Genomic DNA, 22198 nt, shown 5'->3' with positions numbered 1-22198 from the left:
CGATTCGCCTGGGAATCCGCGACCGGGAAGGGTGTGTCCGGTAGCCGGACGCGCGTGCGCCTAGCGGCTGCGATAGCGTCGTCAGGCGAACTCTTCGCACATTCCCGGACAGGACACACCTAGAAACGGAGCACCCGTGGTCGCGATCGGCAACTCGGATCTGGACATCTTTCCCCTGGCCCTCGGTGGCAACACCTTCGGCTGGACCAGTGACGAACCGACATCGTTCGACATCCTCGACGCGTTCGCCGCGGGCGGCGGCAACTTCGTCGACACGGCGGACTCGTACTCGGCGTTCGCCGACGGCAACTCCGGCGGCGAGTCCGAGACCGTCCTCGGCAATTGGATGGCGTCCCGCCGCAACCGGGACCACATCGTGATCGCCACCAAGGTCAGCCAGCACCCGGAGTTCAAGGGACTGGCCCCCGCCAACGTGCGGGCAGCGGCGGAGGCGTCCCTGAAGCGGCTGCACACCGACTACATCGACGTGTACTACGCACACTTCGACGACGCCGACACGCCCCTCGTGGACACCCTCGGCGCATTCGACAAACTGGTCCGCGACGGACTCGTCCGGCATGTCGCCATCTCCAACTACTCACCCGAGCGCATCCGCGAGTGGCTGTCGCTGACTGCCGAGCACGGTTTCGCCGCGCCGATCGCGCTGCAGCCGCATTACAACCTGGTGCACCGCCACGACTACGAGCCCGAGGTGGCCGCGATCGCCACCGAGAACGGCCTCGGCGTCTTCCCGTACTACTCGCTCGCGGCGGGTTTCCTCGCGGGCAAGTACCGCACCCAGGCCGACCTGGACGGTCAGCCTCGCCAGCGGATGGCCACCCGCTACTTCTCCGAGTCCGGCCTCGCCGTCGTCGACGCCCTGGCCGAGATCGCCGAAACGCACTCCGCCGAGATCTCCACCATCGCGCTCGCGTGGCTCCTCACCCGGCCCGGCATCACCGCACCGATCGCGAGCGCGAGCCGCCTCGAACAGCTTCCCGCCCTGCTCGACGCCCCGACCGTGACGCTGACCGCGTCCGAGATCAGCCGGCTCACGACCCTCTCGGACGCGATCGGGGCCTGACCTCAGCCCAGCAGCTTGCTCCGGAGCCGGTCGACCGTCGCCGAACTCAGACCCAGCCCGTCGGTGAGGTACCGGTCGACCGTGCCGTACTGCTCCGCGAGCCGGCCGAGCCCGGCCTCGAGGTAGCTGCGGTCCACACCCAGCAGCGGCTGGTAGATCTTCGCCACCGCCTCGCCGCGGCTGGCGGCGATCTGGTCGTACGTGACCTTCATCGACGCCGCGGTGTATTCGTTGGTGAGCAGATAGTCGTCGAAGATCGTGTCCTGCGAAACGCCGGCGATGGAGAGCAGCAGCGCGGACGCCCAGCCGGTGCGATCCTTGCCCGCGGTGCAGTGGAAGATCTGCGGTCCGTCGGTGTCGGCCAGTGACGTCAGGAGTTGCGCGAACCCGGCCCGGGTCGCCGCGTCGTCGACGAAGCTGCGGTTCATCTGCTGCATGAACGCGACGGCGTCGGCGGGCGACTTCAACTGCGCGACAGCGGCACCCAGGTCACCCGACAGGATCGGGATACCCTGATACCGCGGCCCGGCCGGGAGCCGGTCGGGTTTCGCCGCCACCTCTTCGACGGTCCGCACGTCGTACACCGCGGTCAGCCCGAGCCCGGTGAGGACGGCGAGATCCTGATCGCTCGGAACCAGCGCGTTCGAACGGTAGAACAGCCCCCGCGTGACGTGTCCCCCGCGGGGGGTCGCATACCCCCGGCCCGATCCCCCGACGTCGCGGAAGTTGTCGACCGACGCCAGTCGCGGCGTCTCGACGACCGGGCCCGCGCTCCCGAAATCGGACGAACCGAAATCCGGGAGGCTGATTCCGGGCAGCGAGAACGGGTCCGCCGACGCGAGCGCCGGCGCGCCGAGGCCCGCGAACAGGACGCTGCCGGTGATCAGCACCGCGGCGGTGGAAGTGACACGTCGAGACATGGGAAGCCTTTCGATGGTCTGTCGGGGAGATCCGCTCATCCGGCATGTCCGGAACGTCAGCGGGTAATCCACATCACAGTGGTCCGGCGTTTCCCGTGGCTACGAGTTGTTCCGATCACCGGGAGAACCCGTTTCCCGCGGAGGCCGACCACAGCAGACTCGGGCCGTCGGCAGCCGAGGTGCCCGACGAACGTGACTTTTCGACGACGAGGATGTGAGCTGAGATGACCGAGACCGCACAGCAACTGGCGGGGAAGGTTGTGATCGTGACCGGGGCGGCGCGGGGGCTCGGCGCAGCCTTCGCCCAGCGCATCGTCGACGAGGGCGGCAGCGTCGTCGTCGGTGACGTCCTCGACGACGACGGCCGCGCGACGGTCGACAAGCTGGGTGACCGGGCGCGGTACTGCCACCTCGACGTCACCGACCCGCAGCAGTGGCAGGCCGCGGTCGACGTGGCGACGAGCGACTTCGGACGCGTCGACGGCCTCGTCAACAATGCGGGCATCTCCACCGGCCAGTACATCGAGCACGAACCGCTCGAACACTTCCGGACGGTCCTCGACATCAACCTGACCGGCGTGTTCAACGGCCTGCAGGCCGTCATCGGCCCGATGCGCGCCGCCGGCGGCGGATCGATCGTCAACATCTCCTCGGCCGCCGGGCTGATGGGACTCGCCCTGACCGCCGGCTACGGCGCATCCAAGTGGGGCGTGCGCGGGCTCACGAAGATCGCCGCCGTGGAACTGGGCACCGACCGGATCCGCGTCAACTCCGTCCACCCCGGCATGACGTACACCCCGATGACCGCGGGTCTCGGAATCCAGCAGGGCGAGGGCAACTACCCGAACACCCCCATGGCAAGGGTCGGGGTACCCGAGGAGATCGCCGGCGCCGTCGGATTCCTGCTGTCCGACGCGGCCACGTACGTCACCGGGGCCGAACTGGCCGTCGACGGCGGCTGGACCGCCGGACCGACCGTGAAATATGTCATGGGCCAATGACATCGAATTCGGAACCACACGAGGAGCACAGACGATGAATCGATTCGACAACCGGCGGATCCTGGTGACCGGCGCTGCGTCGGGTATCGGCCAGGCCACCGCCCTCCGCCTGCTCGAGGAAGGCGGCACCGTCGTGGCAGCCGACGTCTCCGAGGACGGCCTCGCGCGGACGACGGAACTCGCCGAAGCGGCAGGCACGGCGGGGCGCCTCAGCGTCGCCGCCATCGACATCGGCGACGAGACGTCCGTCGTCGACGGTGTGAGCCGCAGCGTCGAGAACCTGGGCGGATTGGACGTGCTCGTGAACGCCGCGGGCATCCTCCGCGCCTCACACACCCACGAGACGCCCTTGGACCTGTGGAATCAGGTGATCGGGATCAACCTCACCGGCACCTTCCTCATGGTTCGCGAATGCTTGCCCGCGCTGCTGCGCAACGAGCGCAGCGTGGTCGTGAACTTCAGTTCCACGTCCGCCGCGTTCGCGCATCCCTACATGGCCGCGTACGCCGCGAGCAAGGGCGGCATCCAGTCGTTCACCCACGCGCTGGCCCTCGAATACGGCAAGCAGGGCCTGCGCGCAGTCGGTGTCGCCCCCGGCAGCATCAAGACCGGAATCACCGATGCCACCTCCGGATACGTGCCGTCCGACGCCGATTGGGGCCTGTTCTCCAAGCTGTCACCGATCCTCCCCACCACCCTGGAATCGGGTGGCGCGGCCATGGGCGGACCCGAGCAGGTCGCCGGAGTCGTCGCCATGCTCGCCTCCGACGACGGCGCATTCGTCACCGGAACCGAGATCCGCATCGACGGCGGCACCCACGCCTGAGCGGTGAACCCTTGCGCCGGCGACGGCGGCACGTAGGTTGGACGCATGAGCCTCCCCACTCCTGCCGCCGATCGCACCGCGCTCGTCACCGGAGCCTCGTCCGGGATCGGCACGGCCCTCAGCCGTGAACTCAGCCGACGCGGCCATCAGGTGGTGCTCGTCGCCCGCCGGGCCGAGAAGTTGGAGGAATTGGCCACCGAACTGCGGGCCGCGGGCGGCCGGGCGCACGTGCTGGGCGCCGACCTCTCCGACCGCTCGACCCGGGCGACCCTGCTCGACCGGGTCGGCGAACTCGGACTGACCCTGGACATCCTCGTGAACAACGCCGGCCTGTCCACGCTCGGCCCGGTGGCCGCATCCGATCCGGACGCCGAGATGAACATGATCGAGGTCGACGTGACGGCCGTCGCCGACCTGTGCAGCCGCGCCCTGCCCGGCATGGTGCACCGGCGCCGGGGAGCGATTCTCAACGTCGCGTCCACCGGGGCGTTCCAACCGCTGCCCGGCCAGGCGGGGTACGGCGCCTGCAAGGCGTTCGTCCTCTCCTACACCGAAAGTCTGACCGGGGAATTGAAAGGCACCGGGGTCACCGCGACCGCACTCTGCCCCGGACCCGTGGACACCGGATTCGGCGAGACGGCAGGTTTCGCGAAGGAGGACGCGGAGGCCGCGCTGCCCAGCTTCATGTGGGAGAGCCCCGAATCCGTGGCCAAGACCGGTATCGACGGACTCGACAAGGGACAGATGGTCGCCATCCCCGGTTTCGCGAACCGGGCGGCGTCCGTCTTCGCACGCCTCGCGCCGAACAAGTTCCTCGTTCCCGTCCTCGCCAGCCGTCATCCCGGTTTGCGGCCGTAGGCGCCGCCCGTCGGTTTACTGTGGGCTGGTGGAGATGACTACCGCTACGCGCCGATTCGCCCAGATCACCGCGACCGTGGCTGTCGCCACCGCCGCCGTTCTCGGGTGCGCCGGTGTGGCCGCCGCCGACGAATGGCCGCCGATACCCACCGAGCCCAGTCCACTCGCGCCGTTCGACAACCAGAACTTCCTCACCCCGACCGATCTCGACTACTGGAATCCGTTCGTCAGCGCGAACCGCCTCACGTCGCCGTTCGGGACCGCCAACCGCATCGTCTGCACCGGATTCCACGGCGTGCTGCTCGATTGCTGGCAAGCCGACCAGAACGGGCAACCCCACAAACTCGTCAAACTGTCCCTGGACTTCCCCGGGTCGCTCGGCGCCTCGCTCCCCGGCGGAGGTCCCGGGCACTTCGTCTACCCGGGTTTCATTCCGGGCAGCTGAGACCGACTACAACGGGTCGCCCTCGACCCGTCCGGCCGGAAGCGTCCGGCCACAGATCGTGAGAGCGAGATCCTCTCCCGCTCCGCGCAATTCGGCACCCGACCCGTACGACCAGCCGAGGTCCGTGGCCCGCAGTCGGCGACCCTCGATGTCGACACCGAAATTCGAGTGCCCACCGCCCGCCGTGAGGTCGTTGAGGACGATGCGGATCGTCGCCTCGGGTACGCGTCGCGGCACCCCCAGCGGCACCGTGACGTCGAGGCCGTGGATCACCACATGGTTGAGCGCGCCGTGATAGCCGCCGCCCGGCGGAGTCCACGCGCGCATGGTGTCCGAACGCAGGTCGGCGACAAGATCAGACGTTGCCAATTCGGCGTCACTACGGGCGATCTCGTTGGACAGCCGGGTGAAATCGAACTCGCACTCGCGCAGGCGCGTCATGAACTGCTCCTCGGAGTAGCGCGCCGCCATCGTGACATGTGCGACCACTTCGCGAATCCGCCAGCCCTCGCACAGCGAAGGCGTGTCCCATTCCGCATCCGAGATCCCGTCGAGGACGTCGGCCAGGGCCGAGAACTCGTTCGCGACCGCACGCTGCAGGACGGCATCATCGGTCATCGCAGTCAGCTCCCATCAGATGTGTTCTCCAGGATCACCGTAGACCGAAACCGCCGAGTATTGCGCCAGTCGAACATGATTGATAAAGTCGAACGTATATTCGAATGACCTCGGGGGAGGCTGGTCGTGGGGGATGTGGTGGCACCGGATCTGGAGGAGTTGCGGGCGTTCACGGCGCGGCTTCGTGTGGTTTCTGCGAGTGGTGATCCCGGGTTGGGGATCGAGTGGATCGACGCGGTGGAGTCGTTGAAGTCAGTGGGGTGCGCGGTGCAGGCGGTGGTCACCGACGATGTCGCCACGTGCATGCGGGAGGACCGCAAGGCCCGGCGGTTGCCGCGGGCGGAGTGGGACCGCGGTATCGCCTCACAGATTGCGTTGGCGCGCAGGGAGTCCCCGAACCGCGGTGGGCGGCATCTGGGGTTCGCTCGGGCGGTGGTGCACGAGATGCCGCACACGTTGGCGTTGTTGCGGTCGGGCCGGTTGAACGAGTGGCGCGCCACGCTGCTGGTGCGGGAAACAGCGTGTCTGTCGGCGGCGGATCGCGCGGTGGTGGATCGCCGGTTGTGTTCGGACCCGAACAGTCTCGACGGGGTCGGGGACCGCGGCCTGGTCGCGAAGGCGAAGGCCCTGGCGGTGGAACTCGACGCGGCCGCGGTCGTGGCCCGGTACTGCAAGGCCGTCTCCGAGCGGCGGGTCACGACGCGGCCGGCGCCGGATTCGATGGCGTATCTGAGTGTGCTGATGCCGATGGAACAGGCCGTGTGCCTACACGCCACATTGGGGCGGGGTGCGGACAGCCTCATCGCGACCGGGGACAGCGGTGGCCGCACCCGCAACCAGCTGATGGCGGATCTGTTGTTCGACCGCGGCACCGGGGCATCGGTCGCCAATGGTGTGCCGGTGGCGGTGAACCTGGTGATCTCCGACGAAGCACTGCTGGCGGGTGAGAACGAGGCGGCGGATCTGGCGGGGTTCGGGCCGGTGCCGGCGGGGATCGCCCGGAAACTGGTCGCCGACGCCCTTGATAGCGATACCGCGGTGACCTTACGAAACGTGTACTCGTGCCCGGTGTCGGGGTCGTTGACGGCGATGGAGTCGCAGGCGCGGACGTTCCCGAAAAGTCTTGCGAAGTTGATCGATCTCCGGGACCGGACGTGCCGCACCCCGTGGTGTGATGCGCCGATCCGCCATCACGATCACATTCTCTCGCGCCGCAAGAAGGGGGCCACCACCGCACATAATGGGGCCGGGTTGTGCGCGGCGTGCAATTACGCGAAGGAGGGCGACGGCTGGACCGCGCGCCCCGTCAGGAGGCATGGCCGAACGCATCTCTTCGACCTCGGCACTCCGACGGGGCACCATTACCGGTCCGCGGCCCCGCGATTGCCGTCCGCGGCGCGGCGGTCGGAGATCGAAGCGATCCTCATCGCACACCTCCGTGCGTCATGAGGTGGTGGAGGTTAGCCCTTCGGTCATCCTCGTCCCCCCGACCACGATGTGAGTTCGGCGATGTCTCCGTGCAGGGCCGACTGGTACGTGAGCATCAGCTCCTCCACGCCGCCGAACTGGTCTCCGACGTTGTGGGTGTTCTCCGCCGACAATTCGCGGTCGCCGGAGCGTGCGATGAGTTCGTCGATGCGGCTGTCGAGGCTCATCGCCCGGTTGACGGCCAGCACGGACCGCAGCTGCACCTCGGCCCGGGACAGCAGGTCGCCGATCCTGGCGAGTGCGGCGACGCGGTCGACCAGTTGATCCCATACCGGCTTCAGCGCGTTGCTCCTGGCCTCGATCTGTTGACGCGCGCCGTCGGAATGGGTGGCGCGCAGCGCGTCGTCGAGTTCGATCCGGATTCCGCGCAGCGCGACGGTGTCGACGGCGATCTGGGTCAGTTCCTCGGCGAGGTCGAGTTGGTACCGCTGGATCGCGAAGTGCTCCGAATGCCAGACCGGGGAGCCGTCAATCCTGTCGAAGAGCATCCCCGCCAGGTAGAGCAGGGTGTCGTACGAGTCGGCGAATCTGTCGTTCTCGAGATCGGCGCCCTTGCCGATGGCGTCGGCGACACGTCGCCCGACCGCGGCCATCGGGGTGTTCTCCGCTGCGTGGACGAGGCGTTCCGCCGCGGTGCCTCGGGCGTAGTTGCCCGCGCGTTCGAGCGCGGTTCCGGCAATCGGCGCCGGTGTGCGTTGCAGTGCCCGGAACAGCGCCTCACGCTGATCGAGATCGAGATGGACCCCCTCGCGCCGATCCCGGCGCATCGCTCGGACACCGTTCCCGTAATGGGCGGGCGACATCACCACCGCAGACCGATAGGACTGCAGTTTGCGGCCGAGTTCGGTCGCACGGTATTTGAACAGCAGCTGCGCAGGTCCGGGACGCAGGCTGTCGGTGCGGCGCCCCATCTGGTGGTATTCGTCCGTGAGCAGACGCAGCGCTCCGAAGCCGCCGATCGACGGAATGGTGCGACCCGCGCGACGCCGGTTGGTGAGCACCTGCCGGGTGGGCGGATCGAGATGTCCGACAGCGATCAGTACGGCGGCGGCGTCCGACAGCGGGGCATGCGTGCCCGCGATCGTGGACCGTTCACACCAGTCGCGGACCTGGAAGGAGATGCGGGCACGACGCTCCTCGTACTGGGCGCTTTCCGACATCGGACCTCCTGGCAGTTCGCTGATCACCACTGTCCCAGAATTTCGTCGGACGCGCCGCGACCGATCGAGACGGGCGCGGTTCTAGGCTCTCCACCATGACCTACACGGTGCGTGCGGTACGTCTGTTCGCGGCGGTGGCAATGGTGGCAGGGGTAGCCGGTTGCGCCCGCTCCGTCGACGGCTCCCCCGAGACCGGCGCCGTCGCGGGGCCCGCGACCACATCCGCAACCACATCGGCTGTGACGACCGCCCCGAAGACCACCACCACCACCACGAGGTCCACAACGGGCACCACCACCGCAAGCGCACCCCCGTCGACGACCAAGACCACGACGAGCACCCCGACCCCGGCCGACCCGCAGGCGTTCGCCGGCGCCGCGGCGGGGAGTTACTACTTCACTACGCCGAGCACCAAGTTCCACTGCGCGATCCTGACGGGCGGCGACCTCCCGACCGCCGGCTGCCACGGCCCGATGCCGGCGTCGGCGCCGAAGGTCCCGGGCGCGGGTGCGTCCGGGACCGCGGTCACGCCCAACGCGATCGAGGTCACCGGCGGTCGCCCCGGTCAGTTCGCCAGTGCCGGCGACCCGCGGTTCTATCCCCTCGACGGATCGGCCGCCCCCGCACTGTCGTATGGACGTGCGTTGCAGGTGAACGACCTGACGTGTCTCGTCGACGAGGCCGCCGGGGTGACGTGCCGCAGCGACGCCGGTCACGGATTCACGCTCTCGGACAGCGCGTTCCGGGTGTGGTGAGCCGGTTCAGCCCAGTTCGTCCGAACGCCGTTCCATCAGTGTGCGCAGCAGCGTGTTCTCCTTCGAGGCGAAGCCGATCGACTCGATGTCTCCGATTCCACGCCCGATGCCCTTGCGGACGCCGTCGAGCATTCTGGTGACGGCGCGTTCGGGAACACCGAGCCTGCCCCCGCATTCGACGAAGTGCCTGCGGTTGAGTTTGTTCGCCTTGCCGTAGAAGTCGAGGGCCATCGGGTCGCGCCACCCGAGGTACGGCTGGGTGCAGAGCAGGTCGTAGGCGGGTGTGACGCTCCACAACCCCGATTCGGCGAGTTGCACCGAGAAGTTCTTGCCGTGCAGGTCGCCGTTGCCGATCGCGTACGAATAGGCCACCAGCCGAAGTAGTTCCAGGGTGGCGACCCGCGCCGAACCGCCGCCGCGCTCACACACGCCTGCGAGTGCGGTGATCACGTTCTCGGTCTTCAGCCGGTACTTGGCTGCGGGGAACATCCCCATCACCTGGCACGCATCCTCCTGCGGGGTGCGGATGACACGGCCGGACGCATCGACTCGCCGGTCGAAACGCGCGACGAGCAGGCCGGCATTGCCCTTGCCGTCGTGCACCAGTTGGTGGTCGGCGACGGGCAACCCGCACTGCGCGGCGAGTCCCATGAAGAAGTGCTCGTTCTCGACCAACTGCGGGTACCCCTGCGGGGGTGAGAGTTTGAGAATGGCCGGACCCTTCTCGGTCGCGATCGGTGTCGAGTACATCTGGGCCGACACCTTCGCCTGCACCCCGGGCAGCGAGGTGGGGTCCAGTTTCACGGCCTCGTGCCCCGACATGTGCTCGAACAGCGCCCGCAGGTCCTGTCGTTCGACCGCGTCGGGGTCGAACACGGGTGCCGTCTCGGGCGGCGGCACCCCGGCGGGCAGGACGCGCACGTCGCCGATCGTGTCGGCTCCGACCGCCATCAGGATCGTGAGGTGATCGTCCTCGGACGTCTTGGTGGCCGCGACCGCTCCCCGGAGCCGGATCCCCTCCGGGAGCAGACCCGCGAAGAACGGCGGGACGCTGCCCCCGCTGGCACGCACCTCGGCCGACGTGGTGGGGATCGTCCACGCGACCTGCGGGGCGCCGGGGTCCTGCAGGTAGGAGGGGTCGTAACGGAAGACGACGTCCCCGCCCTCCCGCACGAGAGTGCCCGCGAGGCGGTCACCCTTGTAGACGTCGGCCCGGTCGACGCCGCTGAGGTTCTCGACCATCAGACTGTCACCTCCACGCCCGCGCGAGTGACGAGCGCCAGGCGGCATCCCATGGCGTCTGCGACGGCGTCGACGAGATCCAGCTGGACTGTCCCGCGGCCCGATTCGATCGACTGCACACTCGACCTCGACACTCCGGCCAGGTCGGCGAGCTCGGCCTGCGTCAACCCGAGCTGGTGTCGCCGTGCCACGAATCCGTCGGAGATCCCGCCGGTCTCGGTTCGCTCGCGGCGGCGTGGGGTAGCCATGGCAGCCTCCTGATCATGTCAATGCTTGTCGTCGGATGCTTAACGCCAGTGTGCGCCGATTCTGCCCCGAAGTCCATGTCTATGACTGCGAACGCAGGCTTAACGCTGGAAGTCGATGAAAACAAGCACACACCTCCCCTTTACGCTTGCGATCGCAAGCACAGGCATTGTCGCGGCACCCACCCCCTACCCTGGTTACATGCGCATAGGAGCACACGTCCGCCAGGACGAAGATCCGATCGGATACGGCGAACGGCTCGGCGCCGACGTCATTCAGTTGTTCCTCACGGACCCGCAGAAATGGGAGAAGCCCCCGACGCATCCGCGGACCGACGAGATCCGCGACAGCCCCATCGACGTGGTCGTGCACTCGTCGTACGTGATCAACGTGGCCAGCCTCAACAACCGGCTCCGGATGCCCTCCCGCAACGCCGTCGCGCAGCAAGCCCAGGCCGCCGCCGACATTGGTGCGTTCGGACTGGTGGTCCACGGCGGGCACGTCCGCGACGGCGAGGACGTGAACGCGGGAATCATAAACTGGCGCAAACTGTTCGAACGCCAGGCCGACAAGGGCGGATTCCCCGTCCCCATCCTCATCGAGAACACCGCCGGCGGCGACTTCGCGATGGCGCGGCACTTCGACGCCATCGACCGGCTGTGGCAGGAGGTCGGCGATTTCGGCGCCGGCTTCTGCCTCGACACCTGCCACGCGTGGGCGGGCGGCGAGGATCTGGTGGGAGTCGTCGAACGCATCAAGGCCATCACCGGCCGCATCGACCTGGTGCACCTCAACAACTCCCGTGACGAGTTCGACTCGGCACGCGACCGGCACGCCAACCTCGCCGACGGAACCATCGACCCCGAACTGCTCGCCGAGGTCGTGCGGACCGCCGGCGCACCCGTCGTCCTCGAGACGCCGGAGGAGGGGCTGTCCGAGGACCTCGTGTATCTGCGGGAGACCGTCGGTTAGTCGCCCAGCCGGCCGGTCAGCCTGCGGTACCGCTCCTCGCTGACCGGATTCAGGCCCTCCACGGTGACGTCGGTGCCGCGGCTCGCGTACTTCGTGGTGATGCCATCGAGCGCGGCCACGGTGGAGGCGTCCCAGATGGTGGCGCCCGACAGATCGATGACCACGCGGCCGGGGTCGTCCGCGTAGTCGAACGAGAACACGAGGTCGTTGGACGAGGCGAAGAACAGCTGACCGCTCACCCGGTACGTCTTCACGTCGCCGTCGAGTTCGCCGCGCACGTCCACCATGTGCGCCACCCGGCGCGCGAACAGCACCATCGCGACGAGCACACCGACACCCACGCCGATCGCGAGATTGTCCGTCGCGAGGGTGCCCGCGACGGTGCTGAGCATCACCAGCGTCTCGCTCAGCGGCATCCGCCGGAGTGTGCGGACGCTGTGCCAGTCGAAGGTCGTGGCGGCCACCAGCACCATCACGGCGACGAGCGCCGCCATCGGAATGGTTCCCACCACGTCGCCGAGACCGACCACGAGAATCAGCAGAAACGCACCCGACAGGAACGTCGACAGCCGGGTTCGCGCCCCACCGGTCTTGACGTTGATGATGGTCTGCCCGATCAGCGCGCACCCGCCCATGCCGCCGAAGAGCCCGGTCACGATGTTCGCGACGCCCTGCCCCCACGACTCACGCGTCTTGTCCGAATGCGTGTCGGTGACCGAGTCCACGAGTTTGGCGCTCATCAACGATTCGAGGAGTCCGACGACGGCCATCGCCAGCGCGAACGGCGCGATGATGCGCAGGGTGTCGACCGTGAGCGGAACGTCCGGCAGCCCGATGAGAGTCGGCAGGCCGTCGGGCAGTTCGCCCTGATCCCCGACGGTGGGCACCGCGACACCGGCGAGGACGGTGAACGCGGTGAGTCCGACGATCACGAGCAGCGGCGCGGGCACGGCCGTGGTCAGCCGGGGGATCCACACGAGCAGCGCGAGACCGGCGGCGAGGAGCGCGTACACCGCCCACGGCACGTTCGTCAGATACGGGAACTGGTGCACGAAGATGAGGATTCCCAGCGCATTGCAGAAGCCGACCATCACGCTGCGGGGCAGGAACCGCATGAGCCGCGCCACGCCGAGGACGGCGAGGACGATCTGCATCGCACCGCCGAGGAAGACCGCCGCAATGAGGTACTGCAACCCGTGCGACGCCATCAGCGGGGCGAGCACCAGCGACACCGAACCGGTAGCCGCGGAGATCATCGCGGGACGGCCGCCGGTGAACGCGATGGTCATCGCCATGATCGCGGCGGTGAACAACCCCACCCGCGGATCGACCCCCACGATGATGGAGAACGACAGGGCCTCCGGGATAAGCGCCATCGCCACGACGAGCGCGGACAACGACTCGATACGAAACACTGTCGGATGCAGCCACACCGGCCGTCGGAGAGCGAGAGAGGGCACGGTGAGACAATCCTTCTTCCTGAACGGGACTCGGAAGATCCTATCCGGGCGGCGTTCGACCAGTACGGTTAGCTGATCCGCCGACAGAGGAGGAACACCGTGCGACGCACACTTCCGGCCGCCCTGATCGCCGTCCTGACCGCGCTGTCGCTGGCGGGGTGTGGGAACTCCGATTCGGGGCCGGTCATCGACCAGGTACGCGAATCGGGCGTCCTGAAGGTCGGCACCGAGGGCACGTACACACCGTTCAGCTACCAGGGTCCCGACGGTCAGCTCACCGGGTACGACGTGGATGTCATCCGCGCGGTCGGCGACAAACTCGGCGTGTCCGTCGAGTTCACCCAGACCCCGTGGGACTCGATCTTCGCGGGCCTCGAGGCGAAACGCTACGACCTCGTCGCCAACCAGGTGACCGTCAACGACGAGCGCACCCAGAAGTACGACCTGTCGACGCCCTACACCTACTCGGAGGGTGTGATCGTCACCCGCGCCGACGACAACGCCATCACCTCGCTCGCCGACCTGAACGGCAAGACGACGGCGCAGTCCGCGACGAGCAACTGGGCGCAGGTGGCCAGGGACGCGGGCGCGAACGTCGAATCCGTCGAGGGCTTCGTGCAGGCCATCACGCTGCTCAAGGACGGCCGGGTGGACGCCACCGTCAACGACAATCTGGCCGTCGCCGAATACCAGAAGCAGACCGGCGACACCGGGGTGAAGATCGCCGCCGAGACCGGGGACACGAGCGAGCAGGCGTTCGCGGCCCGCAAGGACAGCGGCCTGATACCCGACATCGACAAGGCCCTGGACGAACTGCGCGCCGACGGAACGCTCGCACAGATCTCGCAGAAGTACTTCGGCACCGACGTGTCGGCACCGACCAACTGAGAGCCTGCCCGTGGACGACGCAACGGTCCAGCTGATCCTGGACAACCTGTGGCCGATGCTGAAGGCCACGATCACCATGACGATTCCCCTGACGATCATCAGCTTCACCATCGGTCTGGTGATCGCGTTGCTGGTGGCGCTCGCCCGGATCTCGTCGATCAGACCGCTGTCGATGCTGGCCCGCTTCTACGTCTCCATCATCCGCGGCACCCCGCTGCTGGTGCAGTTGTTCATCGTGTTCTACGCACTGCCGCAGTTCGGTGTGACGCTCGAACCGTTCCCGGCCGCGGTGATCGCGTTCAGCCTCAACGTCGGCGGCTACGCGGCCGAGGTGATCCGGGCGGCGATCCTGTCGATCCCCAAGGGACAGTGGGAAGCCGCGCAGACCATCGGCATGGGCTACACCACCACGCTGCAGCGGATCGTGCTGCCGCAGGCCACGCGGGTGGCCGTCCCGCCGCTGTCCAACACGCTGATCTCACTGGTGAAGGACACATCGCTGGCGTCGACGATCCTGGTGACCGAACTGCTGCGCGTCGCCCAGCTCGCGGCCGCGCCGACGTTCGACTTCTTCGCCCTCTACGGCATCGCGGCGCTGTACTACTGGGTGATCTGTATCTTCTTGTCGGCCGTCCAGGTCCGGCTCGAAGCCCGACTCGACAGGTATGTGGCCCGATGACCGACACCCCTCCCCTGCTTCAGGTATCCGGCGTCGAGAAGTCGTTCGGCGACCATCACGTTCTGCGCGACATCAGCTTCGACGTCGGGGCGGGCACGGTGACCGTCATCATCGGACCGTCGGGCTCCGGCAAGACGACGGTGTTGCGGACCCTCAATGCCCTGGACGTGGCGGACCGCGGGGTGATCTCCATCGGTGACGAGTCGGTGGACTTCGGCGCCGAGGTGGGCCGGTCGGCGCTGGCCAGGTTCCGCGCGCAGAGCGGCATGGTGTTCCAGGCCCACAATCTGTTTCCGCACAAGACGGCGATCCAGAACGTCACCGAGGGCCCGATCGTGGTGCAGAAGCGGCCCAAGGCCGAGGCGCGTGCGGACGCGATGCGGTTGCTGACGCAGGTCGGTCTCGCGGAGAAGGCGGACCAGTACCCGTACGAGTTGTCGGGCGGTCAGCAGCAGAGGGTCGGTATCGCCCGCGCGCTCGCCCTGAAGCCGAAACTGATGCTGTTCGACGAGCCCACGTCCGCGCTCGACCCGGAACTGGTCGGCGAGGTGTTGCGGGTGATCCGGGATCTCGCGACCGAGGGCTGGACGATGGTGATCGTGACCCACGAGATCCGGTTCGCGCAGCAGGTGGCCGACCAGGTGCTGTTCGTCGACAACGGTGTCGTACTCGAACGCGGCACCCCGAAAGACGTACTCGTCAATCCGACCAGTCCACGACTACGACAGTTCCTTCACCGGATCCTCGACCCGCTGTGAACGGTCAGCGCAGCGATTTCTCCATCAGCACGACGCTCGGCCACTCCACATCGAAGTCCCGGCGACCCACCAGGAAGAATCCCTGCTCCTCGTAGTAGTCGCGGAGCCGGGCGTTGGTTTCGACGCATTCGATCCGCACGACGGACGCGTCCTCGGAGCGGGCGTGCTCGTCGACCCACCGCAGCAACTGGGCGCCCAGTCCGGCGCTGGCGTGCCTGCGGTCGGTCATGACCCGGGCGACGTAGGCGGCCGGAATGTCGTCCTCGAGCCACACGTCCGGATCGGATCGCAGCACCCGGAGCGCCCCCACCACGATCCCCGCGAACAGCGCGACCCGCCATTCCCCGAACTCGATCTGCTCACGCACGTCGGCGAGCGAGACCTCACCGCGGGCGGGCGGATCGATTTCCCTGGCCAGGAGCCAATCCTCTGCGTCCCAGTGCATCTGAACGATGTCTTCAGCCTGCTCGAGTTCTGCCCGCTCCACGGTGACCGCCATGCACACACAGTAACCATCCCGCTGCGAAAACAAACCACCGCTGTAGCCGTGTCTATCTGCGACGATGTGACTGGAGTTACAGTTACATCCTGGGACAGTTACCTCAGGGCGGTGGTAGCGATGAACCTGTTTCGTGCGGTGGTCCTGATGACACTGTCCACCTGCGCGGCCGCGTATGTGTACACCCACCCTCCGCGCGCGGCCGCCCAGCCCCTCGGGCCCGAATCCATTCTCCCGTCCCCCATCCTGGACGACGACTTCTTCGTGTGGCCGCCGAACGTCGCGGAGTTCGCGGCCGGCGAGATCATCCGCTCACGGGAAGTGACGCTCCGGGCGGTGCCGAACCCGCTGGTGCCGCACCGGGCCCACCAGATCATGGTGCGTTCCAACGATTCCAAGGACCGCCCCGTGCCGGTGACCGCGACGGTGCTGGTGCCGACGGCGGAGTGGACCGCGCCGGGTCCGAGACCGGTGGTCGACTACAACATGCCCATCGACTCGCTGGGCGCCCGGTGCACACCGTCCTACAAGATGGTGCACGACTGGCAGACCCTCGACCTGGACATCCCACCGGTGCTCTCGCTCTTCCTCGCGAAGAACTACGCGGTGCTCGTGCCCGACCACCAGGGACCACGGATGGCGTACAGCGCGGGGCGGATGGCGGGTCATGCCGTGCTCGACAGCATCCGCGGCATGAGGCGGCTTCCCGGCCTCGGGCTCTCGGACAGCCCGGTTCTCGCGACCGGATACAGCGGTGGTGCGATCGCCACCGGCTGGGCGGCGCAACTGCAGCCGACGTACGCACCGGACGTGCAACTCGCCGGCGCCGCCGCGGGCGGAACCCCCGCCGATTTCGGGTTGCTCCGCAGGACGATGAACGGCCAACTCGGTTCGGGTGTGTACCTGTCCGCCGTCCTCGGGCTCGCCCGCGAATACCCGGAGATGCTGATGCTGGCGAATCCGCTCGGTGTGGTGCTGGCGACGTCGCCGCTGAAGGACCAGTGCATCCTGGCCCTCGCACCGGCCGGGGTCGCCTCGCTGCCCGCCGAACTGTTCGCCGCCGTCCCCGACCCGTTCGGCAATCCCACAGCCCGAACGGTGGTCGCCGAGAACAGGATGGGCGCGCTCACCCCGACCGCGCCGGTGCTGCTGTATCACGGGTCGTCGCGAGTGTTCCTCGGCGACGAGTGGATCCCGGAGGACGGGGTGATCACACTGCAGCAGGAGTGGTGCCGCGGCGGTGCCGACGTCACCTATGCCCCGCAGGTCGGCGAGCACCTCACCGCCGCCGTGTTCGCGTTGCCCGAGGTGGTGCGCTGGATCGACGACCGGCTGGCCGGAGTGCCTGCGCCCACGGGGTGCCGCTGACGGCTACCCGTGCCCGTGCGGCAGCAGCAGATCGGCCTGCCCGACCCCGGCGACGCGTGCCTCGTCGAGCCACGTCGCGGTCTGCTCCCGTGCCCGCGTGATCAGTTCGTCGGCGTCGCCGAAATCGGCGGGACTCGTGTCGAGCGGGCACAGCGGGGGCACCACCCGGATGTCCGCGACGCTCTCGTACCGCTCGATGTCGAGGGCGAGCCGCTGATTGATCGCGAGCGTCACGCCGAGCAATCCCATGCCCAGCGCACTTCCGGGGACCTTCGACAGGGTGCAGGCATATCCGGTGGGAAGCACCCACACGGTCGTCGCCCCCAGTTCGATCGCATGGGAGATGGGGGTGTTGTTGACGACCCCGCCGTCCATCAGCGCCCGGCCGTCGATCACCACGGGTGGGAGGATGCCGGGCAGCGACGCGCTGGCGGTGACGGCGTCGACGGCAGGCCCCGTCGACAGCCGGACGTCCTTGCCGGTGAGCACGTCGACGGCGATGACGTGCAGCGGGATCGGCGCATCCTCCATCCGTTCGAACCGCAGATGCTGCGCCAGCAACTTCCTGATGGCGCGGTTGGAGACCAGGTGGTTGCGGAGCCCGACGAAACCGGTGAACCCGGTGAGCAATCCGGCGGGAAACACCGCGCTGCGGGTGAGACCGCGCCACAGGTCGGCCAGTTCGCGCAGGTCCGCGTCGGAGGAACCGCCGGCGAGCCAGGCGCCGTTGAGCGCACCGACGGACGTGCCGACGATGAGGTCCGGCCGAATTCCCCTGCCGATCAGGGTCTGCAGCATTCCGACCTCGATTGCCCCGAGGCTCGCCCCACCCGACAGAACGAAAGCTGTTGTCATGCCGCCACCGTAGCCGGTCAGCCCCGGCGGTACAGGCTCGCGATGTCGTCCGCGAAGCGCTCGGTCACCACGGGCCGCTTGATCTTCAGGGTGGCGGTCAGCTCCCCGCCGGCCTCCGTGAGGTCGCGGTCCAGCACGACGAACCGTTTGATCGACTCCGTGTGCGAGACGGTGGTGTTCGCGTCGTCCACGGCGTCCTGCAGGTCTCCGCGCAGTTCCTCGTCGTCACGCAGGTCCGCCACCGTGGCTTCGGACGGCTTGCCGTGCGCGGCCTTCCACTTGCCGAATTCCGGCGGATCCACGGTCAGCAGGGCCCCGATGAACGGGCGGCCGTCGCCCACCACCACCGCCTGCGAGACGAGGGGATGCGAGCGCAGCCGGTCCTCGAGCGGACCCGGTGACACGTTCTTGCCGCCGGCGGTGATCAGCAGATCCTTCTTCCGGCCGGTGATGGTGAGATAGCCGCCCTCGTCCAGGTCGCCGAGGTCGCCGGTGCGAAACCAGCCGTCGTCCAGCACTTCCCGGGTGGCGTGTTCGTTGCGCCAGTAGCCGCCGAACACGACGCCGCCGCGCAGTTCGATCTCGCCGTCCTCGGCGATGCGCACACTGTTGCCGCCCAGCGGCTGACCGACCGTCCCGATCCGCTGGGCGCCGGGGACGTTGACGCAGTGCGCGGCCGTCGATTCGGTGAGTCCGTAGCCCTCGTAGACCGGAACCCCGATGCCGCGGAAGAAATGGCCGAGCCTGGGCATGAGCGCCCCGCCACCCGAGATCGCCCACCAGCAGTCGCCGCCCAGGGCGGCACGGAGTTTCGCGTAGACGAGTTTGTCGGCGACCGCGTGCTCGAGCCGGAGCCGCAGCGGCGCACCGCCGGTGTCCTGGGCCTCGCTGTACGCCACCGCCGTGGCCTCGGCGAAGTCGAAGATCCGCTTCTGCAGGCCTCCACCCGACGCCGCCTTGCGCGCCGCGCCGTCCCGCACCTTCTCGAACACGCGGGGAACACCGAGGATGGTGTTGGGCCGGAAACGTTCGAATTCACCCGTGACCGTGCCGAAGTCGGACCAGTGCGCCTGCGTCGCCCCGCCTTCGAACATCGCCAGCGACACCGCCCGCGCCAGCACGTGCGCCAGCGGAAGGAACGTCAGCACGCGGTTGCCCGGCCGGGCGACGTCGCCGATCGGCGCCGCGAGCAGCGACCGCACCTCCGACAGGAAGTTCCGGTGGGTGAGGATGCAGCCCTTGGGACGACCCGTGGTACCGGACGTGTACACGAGTGAGGCGAGATCGTTGGCGGTCAGCGCCACCACCCGCTTGAACACCTCGGAATCGTCGATCGACAACCCGTCCGTGATGAGCGTGCCCACCGCGTCCTCGTCGATGGTGAGGATGCGCTTCAGCGTGTAGGGGATGCCGTCACCCTCGAAACTCGACGCGTGGGCGGGGGTCTCCACGAGCGCGGCCACGGCCCCCGAATCCTCGATGATCCACCGGATCTGGTCGTGCGAGGAGGAATCGTAGATCGGGACGGACGCCGCGCCCGCCGCCCAGATCGCGTAGTCGAGCAGCGACCATTCGAATCTGGTCGACGACAGCAGTGCCACCCGGTCGCCGGGGCGTACCCCGTTGGCGATCAGACCCTTCGCGACCCCGGTGACGAGTGCACCGAAGTCCTTGGCCGTCACGTCGACCCACCCGCCGGACTCCGGACGCGTGTACATCACCCGATCCGGGTAGCTCTCGGCGTGCGCGAACACCCGGAGCACGGCGTTCTCGTGGTCCGACACGGTGAACGTCGGGGCGCTGGTGTACTCACGCACGGGTGCCGTCTCCGATGCTGTCGTCTGTGTCGCCGCCCTGGCGGAACTTGCGGAGGTGCCGGGCGAACGCGGCGATCTCGGCGTCCGACCACGAGGCCACCCGGTCGCGGACTTCCTCCACCCGGCGGGCGTCGGCGCCGGCCAGCACCGCGACGCCGCCGTCGGTGAGGCTCAACGGGTGACCGCTGCGCAGCGGTCCCGGTTCGGCGTGCACCCAGCCCTCGTCGATGCAGCCCCGGAGTTGACGCGACACGGTGGAGCGGTGCACGCCGAACGCGTCCGAGATCTGGGTGGCCCGGCAACCCGGATTGCGGGCGACGAAGGAGAGCAGCGAATGTTGAGCGAACGTCGGGGATCCGACGGGAGGGCGGTCACCGGCGACCAGTTGACGGACGAGGCGGACGAGTTCGTCATGGACGGCCACCACGCCCGACGCGGGCGTTTCCTCCGGCTCGACCTCGTTGTGTTGCACACCGCAACTGTATCCGACCACCCTGGCGTCGACCACCCGCACCCCCGATTCCCGTTGCCCTTCGCTCGACTCACGTTCTGCCCATACTGCTACCGATGCGCCGGAAATTCATTCGGCCACAAACGTCACACGGTCACAATTGGAGAACGCTTTTCGCGCACCGCTACCGGCCGGACAACGGCCGGCGCCGGAAAATCCGTTGCGGCCTGCGGCCCGGCCGATGCACTGTGTGCGCATGCTGATCAGACGCGAGAATGCAGGCGACGTCGACGCGGTGGCCGAGGTGCACCGGCAGGCTTTCGACGGCGACGCTCCCGTCGAAGTCGGACTCGTGACCCGGTTGCGGTCGAGCGACGACTGGATTCCGCAACTGGCCCTCGTCGCCGAAATCGACGGAACCGTCGTCGGCCACGTCTGCCTGACCCGCGCAACCGTCGACGCCACGGACGTACTCGCACTCGGCCCGATCGGCGTCCTCCCCGGTCTCCAGCGCGACGGGGTGGGTTCGGCGCTGATGCACGCCGTGCTCGGCGGCGCCGACGCCAGGGACGAACCGCTCGTCGCACTGCTCGGTCACCTCGACTACTACCCGCGGTTCGGCTTCGTCTCCGGAACGTCGGTCGGGATCGAGCCGGACCAGCCGTCGTGGTCGTCCCACTTCCAGGTACGCCGGCTCGCATGCTGGGATCCGTCCATCACCGGCACGTTCCGGTACGCCGCGCCCTTCTACGACCTGTGACGTCGAATCCGCTGGTAGTTTGAGGTGGAACATGTCACGGGGGTGAGCCGGAACCGAGGTAGGGAAACGATGGAGAACGCGGCCGACGGCGCCAGGGCAGGCGAGCCTGTGGATGCGTCCGTCACGACGACCATCGTCCGCCGGGTCCTCCGCGGCTGCGACGAGGAGTTCGCCGACTGGATTCAGACCGGGCTCGGACTCGCCCGCCTGTTCCCCGGGTTCCTCGGCGGGGGGTGGCTCAAGGAGAGCAGCACCTCCGATGTCTGCGTGATCGTCCTGAAGTTCGAAACCCAAGCCGCACTCGACAACTGGTTGACGTCGTCGCTGAGGAACGGGTGGCTCAGGACCGGCGGCAACATCGCGGTCGAGGCGCCGAACGAGCCGGCGTCGAACGTAGAGAGCCTGTTCGAGCGTCCCCGGCTCTGACGAACCGCCGTCAGGCGGACTCCCCCGGGATCGGGGCCCCCGCCGGCATCCCCTCCCCCAGATAGGTCTGATAGAACGGCCGCCAGTCCGCGGACGCATCGCGACGGTGGCCTGGCGTGTCCGCCCCGTCGAGGTGCCGGTCGAGGTCGGCGAGACAGACACTCCACCCGGCGGCGTTCCTGGCCGCCGTGTTGCGGACCTCGAGAACATTCACGAGCGTCAGTGCGCACCCCTCCGCGGTCGGCTCGACCTCGAAGTGGATCTCGTCCCCGCCCCAGGTGAACGCCAGGGTGTACGGCGCGCCGTACACCAGGACCGTCCCCGTCTCGGGGTCGCTGTGCGGGTCCGGGAAGAATTCGATGTCGCCGCCGGCGTAGGTGTCGAGCCGGACCCGAGACGGAAACCAGTGCGCGAGTTCGTCCGGCTCCGACACGGCCTCCCACAGCCTCTGCACGGCGAACGGGTACGTGCACCGGAACCGCACGGCGGGACGACCCTTGAACTCGAAATACCTTCCGTGGATCACCGGCCCACTCCTCGCTGTCGCACCTGACGACAGCTTGACACGCGAGACCGGCGTCCACACCGAAGTTGGCGGACAATTCCGCGCACCCTCCTCACC

The 22198-nt window shown here is 68.1% G+C and carries 25 protein-coding genes; 14 read left to right on the top strand and 11 right to left on the bottom strand.

All coding sequences use genetic code 11. The features are described 5' to 3' along the window. The first annotated feature begins 136 nt into the window (after positions 1-136). Positions 137-1084 (top strand): aldo/keto reductase, encoded by a 948-nt coding sequence (locus CJ179_RS20435; protein WP_072940250.1) that lies wholly within the window; start codon positions 137-139, stop codon positions 1082-1084. A gap of 2 nt (positions 1085-1086) precedes the next feature. Here CJ179_RS20435 and CJ179_RS20430 read toward each other — a convergent pair whose 3' ends face one another. After that, positions 1087-2004 (bottom strand): tyrosine-protein phosphatase, encoded by a 918-nt coding sequence (locus tag CJ179_RS20430; protein ID WP_072940247.1) that lies wholly within the window; start codon positions 2002-2004, stop codon positions 1087-1089. A 224-nt stretch (positions 2005-2228) separates the two neighbouring features. Here CJ179_RS20430 and CJ179_RS20425 point away from each other — a divergent pair, with 224 nt between their 5' ends. Genes CJ179_RS20425 through CJ179_RS20410 form a run of 4 tightly spaced genes read left to right on the top strand, consistent with a single transcriptional unit; the run spans position 2229 to position 5134 of the window. After that, on the top strand, positions 2229-3005 hold the full coding sequence (locus CJ179_RS20425) for an SDR family oxidoreductase (protein ID WP_072940244.1): 777 nt from the start codon (positions 2229-2231) through the stop codon (positions 3003-3005). A gap of 34 nt (positions 3006-3039) precedes the next feature. After that, positions 3040-3831: an SDR family NAD(P)-dependent oxidoreductase gene (locus CJ179_RS20420; protein ID WP_072940241.1), complete on the top strand. Its 792-nt coding sequence runs from the start codon at positions 3040-3042 to the stop codon at positions 3829-3831. Positions 3832-3876: 45 nt separating this feature from the next. Further along, entirely contained in the window at positions 3877-4689 is an 813-nt protein-coding gene (locus CJ179_RS20415; RefSeq protein ID WP_072940238.1) for an SDR family oxidoreductase, read from the top strand. Positions 4690-4723: 34 nt separating this feature from the next. Continuing rightward, positions 4724-5134 (top strand): hypothetical protein, encoded by a 411-nt coding sequence (locus tag CJ179_RS20410; RefSeq protein ID WP_072940235.1) that lies wholly within the window; start codon positions 4724-4726, stop codon positions 5132-5134. Between the two features lie 6 nt (positions 5135-5140). Here CJ179_RS20410 and CJ179_RS20405 read toward each other — a convergent pair whose 3' ends face one another. Continuing rightward, on the bottom strand, positions 5141-5752 hold the full coding sequence (locus tag CJ179_RS20405; RefSeq protein ID WP_095862605.1) for a maleylpyruvate isomerase family mycothiol-dependent enzyme: 612 nt from the start codon (positions 5750-5752) through the stop codon (positions 5141-5143). Between the two features lie 126 nt (positions 5753-5878). Between CJ179_RS20405 and CJ179_RS20400 the strand changes: the two genes are divergently transcribed. Continuing rightward, positions 5879-7201, top strand: coding sequence for an HNH endonuclease signature motif containing protein (locus CJ179_RS20400; protein ID WP_095862604.1), 1323 nt, complete (start codon positions 5879-5881; stop codon positions 7199-7201). Positions 7202-7224: 23 nt separating this feature from the next. Here CJ179_RS20400 and CJ179_RS20395 read toward each other — a convergent pair whose 3' ends face one another. Then, a complete protein-coding gene (locus CJ179_RS20395; protein WP_072940450.1) occupies positions 7225-8400 on the bottom strand; it encodes a hypothetical protein in 1176 nt (391 codons plus the stop codon). A gap of 95 nt (positions 8401-8495) precedes the next feature. On the opposite strand from CJ179_RS20395, the gene CJ179_RS51390 reads away from it, so the two are divergent. Then, entirely contained in the window at positions 8496-9155 is a 660-nt protein-coding gene (locus tag CJ179_RS51390; protein ID WP_179377615.1) for a hypothetical protein, read from the top strand. 6 nt (positions 9156-9161) lie between these two features. Here the strand turns inward: CJ179_RS51390 and CJ179_RS20385 are convergent, their stop codons facing one another. After that, the gene (locus CJ179_RS20385; RefSeq protein ID WP_072940229.1) at positions 9162-10397 is read right to left on the bottom strand and encodes a type II toxin-antitoxin system HipA family toxin; all 1236 of its coding nucleotides are present in this window, start codon (positions 10395-10397) and stop codon (positions 9162-9164) included. Beyond that, positions 10397-10645, bottom strand: coding sequence for a helix-turn-helix transcriptional regulator (locus tag CJ179_RS20380; RefSeq protein ID WP_072940226.1), 249 nt, complete (start codon positions 10643-10645; stop codon positions 10397-10399). The genes CJ179_RS20385 and CJ179_RS20380 overlap by 1 nt, the downstream gene beginning before the upstream one ends. Positions 10646-10844: 199 nt before the next feature. Between CJ179_RS20380 and CJ179_RS20375 the strand changes: the two genes are divergently transcribed. Next, the gene (locus CJ179_RS20375; RefSeq protein ID WP_095862603.1) at positions 10845-11615 is read left to right on the top strand and encodes a deoxyribonuclease IV; all 771 of its coding nucleotides are present in this window, start codon (positions 10845-10847) and stop codon (positions 11613-11615) included. Here the strand turns inward: CJ179_RS20375 and CJ179_RS20370 are convergent. Next, positions 11612-13075, bottom strand: coding sequence for a SulP family inorganic anion transporter (locus CJ179_RS20370; RefSeq protein ID WP_072940220.1), 1464 nt, complete (start codon positions 13073-13075; stop codon positions 11612-11614). The genes CJ179_RS20375 and CJ179_RS20370 overlap by 4 nt on opposite strands. A gap of 99 nt (positions 13076-13174) precedes the next feature. On the opposite strand from CJ179_RS20370, the gene CJ179_RS20365 reads away from it, so the two are divergent. The 3 genes from CJ179_RS20365 to CJ179_RS20355 are packed head-to-tail and all read left to right on the top strand — an operon-like array spanning position 13175 to position 15400. Further along, entirely contained in the window at positions 13175-13963 is a 789-nt protein-coding gene (locus CJ179_RS20365; RefSeq protein WP_072940217.1) for an amino acid ABC transporter substrate-binding protein, read from the top strand. 10 nt (positions 13964-13973) lie between these two features. Then, positions 13974-14642: an amino acid ABC transporter permease gene (locus tag CJ179_RS20360; protein ID WP_072940214.1), complete on the top strand. Its 669-nt coding sequence runs from the start codon at positions 13974-13976 to the stop codon at positions 14640-14642. Next, entirely contained in the window at positions 14639-15400 is a 762-nt protein-coding gene (locus tag CJ179_RS20355; protein ID WP_072940212.1) for an amino acid ABC transporter ATP-binding protein, read from the top strand. The genes CJ179_RS20360 and CJ179_RS20355 overlap by 4 nt, the downstream gene beginning before the upstream one ends. Before the next feature lie 4 nt (positions 15401-15404). Here CJ179_RS20355 and CJ179_RS20350 read toward each other — a convergent pair whose 3' ends face one another. Further along, positions 15405-15899, bottom strand: a complete 495-nt coding sequence (locus CJ179_RS20350) for a GNAT family N-acetyltransferase (RefSeq protein ID WP_072940209.1) — start codon at positions 15897-15899, stop codon at positions 15405-15407. Between the two features lie 120 nt (positions 15900-16019). Between CJ179_RS20350 and CJ179_RS20345 the strand changes: the two genes are divergently transcribed. Further along, on the top strand, positions 16020-17267 hold the full coding sequence (locus tag CJ179_RS20345) for a lipase family protein (protein ID WP_095862602.1): 1248 nt from the start codon (positions 16020-16022) through the stop codon (positions 17265-17267). Between the two features lie 3 nt (positions 17268-17270). Here the strand turns inward: CJ179_RS20345 and CJ179_RS20340 are convergent, their stop codons facing one another. Genes CJ179_RS20340 through CJ179_RS20330 form a run of 3 tightly spaced genes read right to left on the bottom strand, consistent with a single transcriptional unit; the run spans position 17271 to position 20453 of the window. Next, the gene (locus CJ179_RS20340; RefSeq protein WP_072940204.1) at positions 17271-18122 is read right to left on the bottom strand and encodes a patatin-like phospholipase family protein; all 852 of its coding nucleotides are present in this window, start codon (positions 18120-18122) and stop codon (positions 17271-17273) included. A gap of 17 nt (positions 18123-18139) precedes the next feature. Further along, positions 18140-19939 carry a long-chain fatty acid--CoA ligase gene (locus tag CJ179_RS20335; protein WP_095862601.1) on the bottom strand — a complete coding sequence of 600 codons (1800 nt, stop codon included), beginning with the start codon at positions 19937-19939 and terminating at the stop codon, positions 18140-18142. Further along, positions 19932-20453: a MarR family winged helix-turn-helix transcriptional regulator gene (locus tag CJ179_RS20330; RefSeq protein WP_095862600.1), complete on the bottom strand. Its 522-nt coding sequence runs from the start codon at positions 20451-20453 to the stop codon at positions 19932-19934. The genes CJ179_RS20335 and CJ179_RS20330 overlap by 8 nt, the downstream gene beginning before the upstream one ends. Before the next feature lie 193 nt (positions 20454-20646). Here CJ179_RS20330 and CJ179_RS20325 point away from each other — a divergent pair, with 193 nt between their 5' ends. Then, on the top strand, positions 20647-21150 hold the full coding sequence (locus tag CJ179_RS20325) for a GNAT family N-acetyltransferase (RefSeq protein ID WP_095862599.1): 504 nt from the start codon (positions 20647-20649) through the stop codon (positions 21148-21150). Positions 21151-21219: 69 nt separating this feature from the next. Beyond that, positions 21220-21576, top strand: a complete 357-nt coding sequence (locus CJ179_RS20320; protein ID WP_072940196.1) for an antibiotic biosynthesis monooxygenase — start codon at positions 21220-21222, stop codon at positions 21574-21576. A gap of 10 nt (positions 21577-21586) precedes the next feature. Here the strand turns inward: CJ179_RS20320 and CJ179_RS20315 are convergent, their stop codons facing one another. Beyond that, positions 21587-22102 carry an SRPBCC family protein gene (locus tag CJ179_RS20315; RefSeq protein WP_095862598.1) on the bottom strand — a complete coding sequence of 172 codons (516 nt, stop codon included), beginning with the start codon at positions 22100-22102 and terminating at the stop codon, positions 21587-21589. Between the last annotated feature and the right edge of the window lie 96 nt (positions 22103-22198).

The organism is Rhodococcus sp. ACS1, from assembly GCF_002300155.1.
In the GTDB taxonomy this organism is placed as follows: domain Bacteria; phylum Actinomycetota; class Actinomycetes; order Mycobacteriales; family Mycobacteriaceae; genus Rhodococcus_F; species Rhodococcus_F koreensis.
This window is presented reverse-complemented; position numbering and strand designations above follow the sequence as displayed.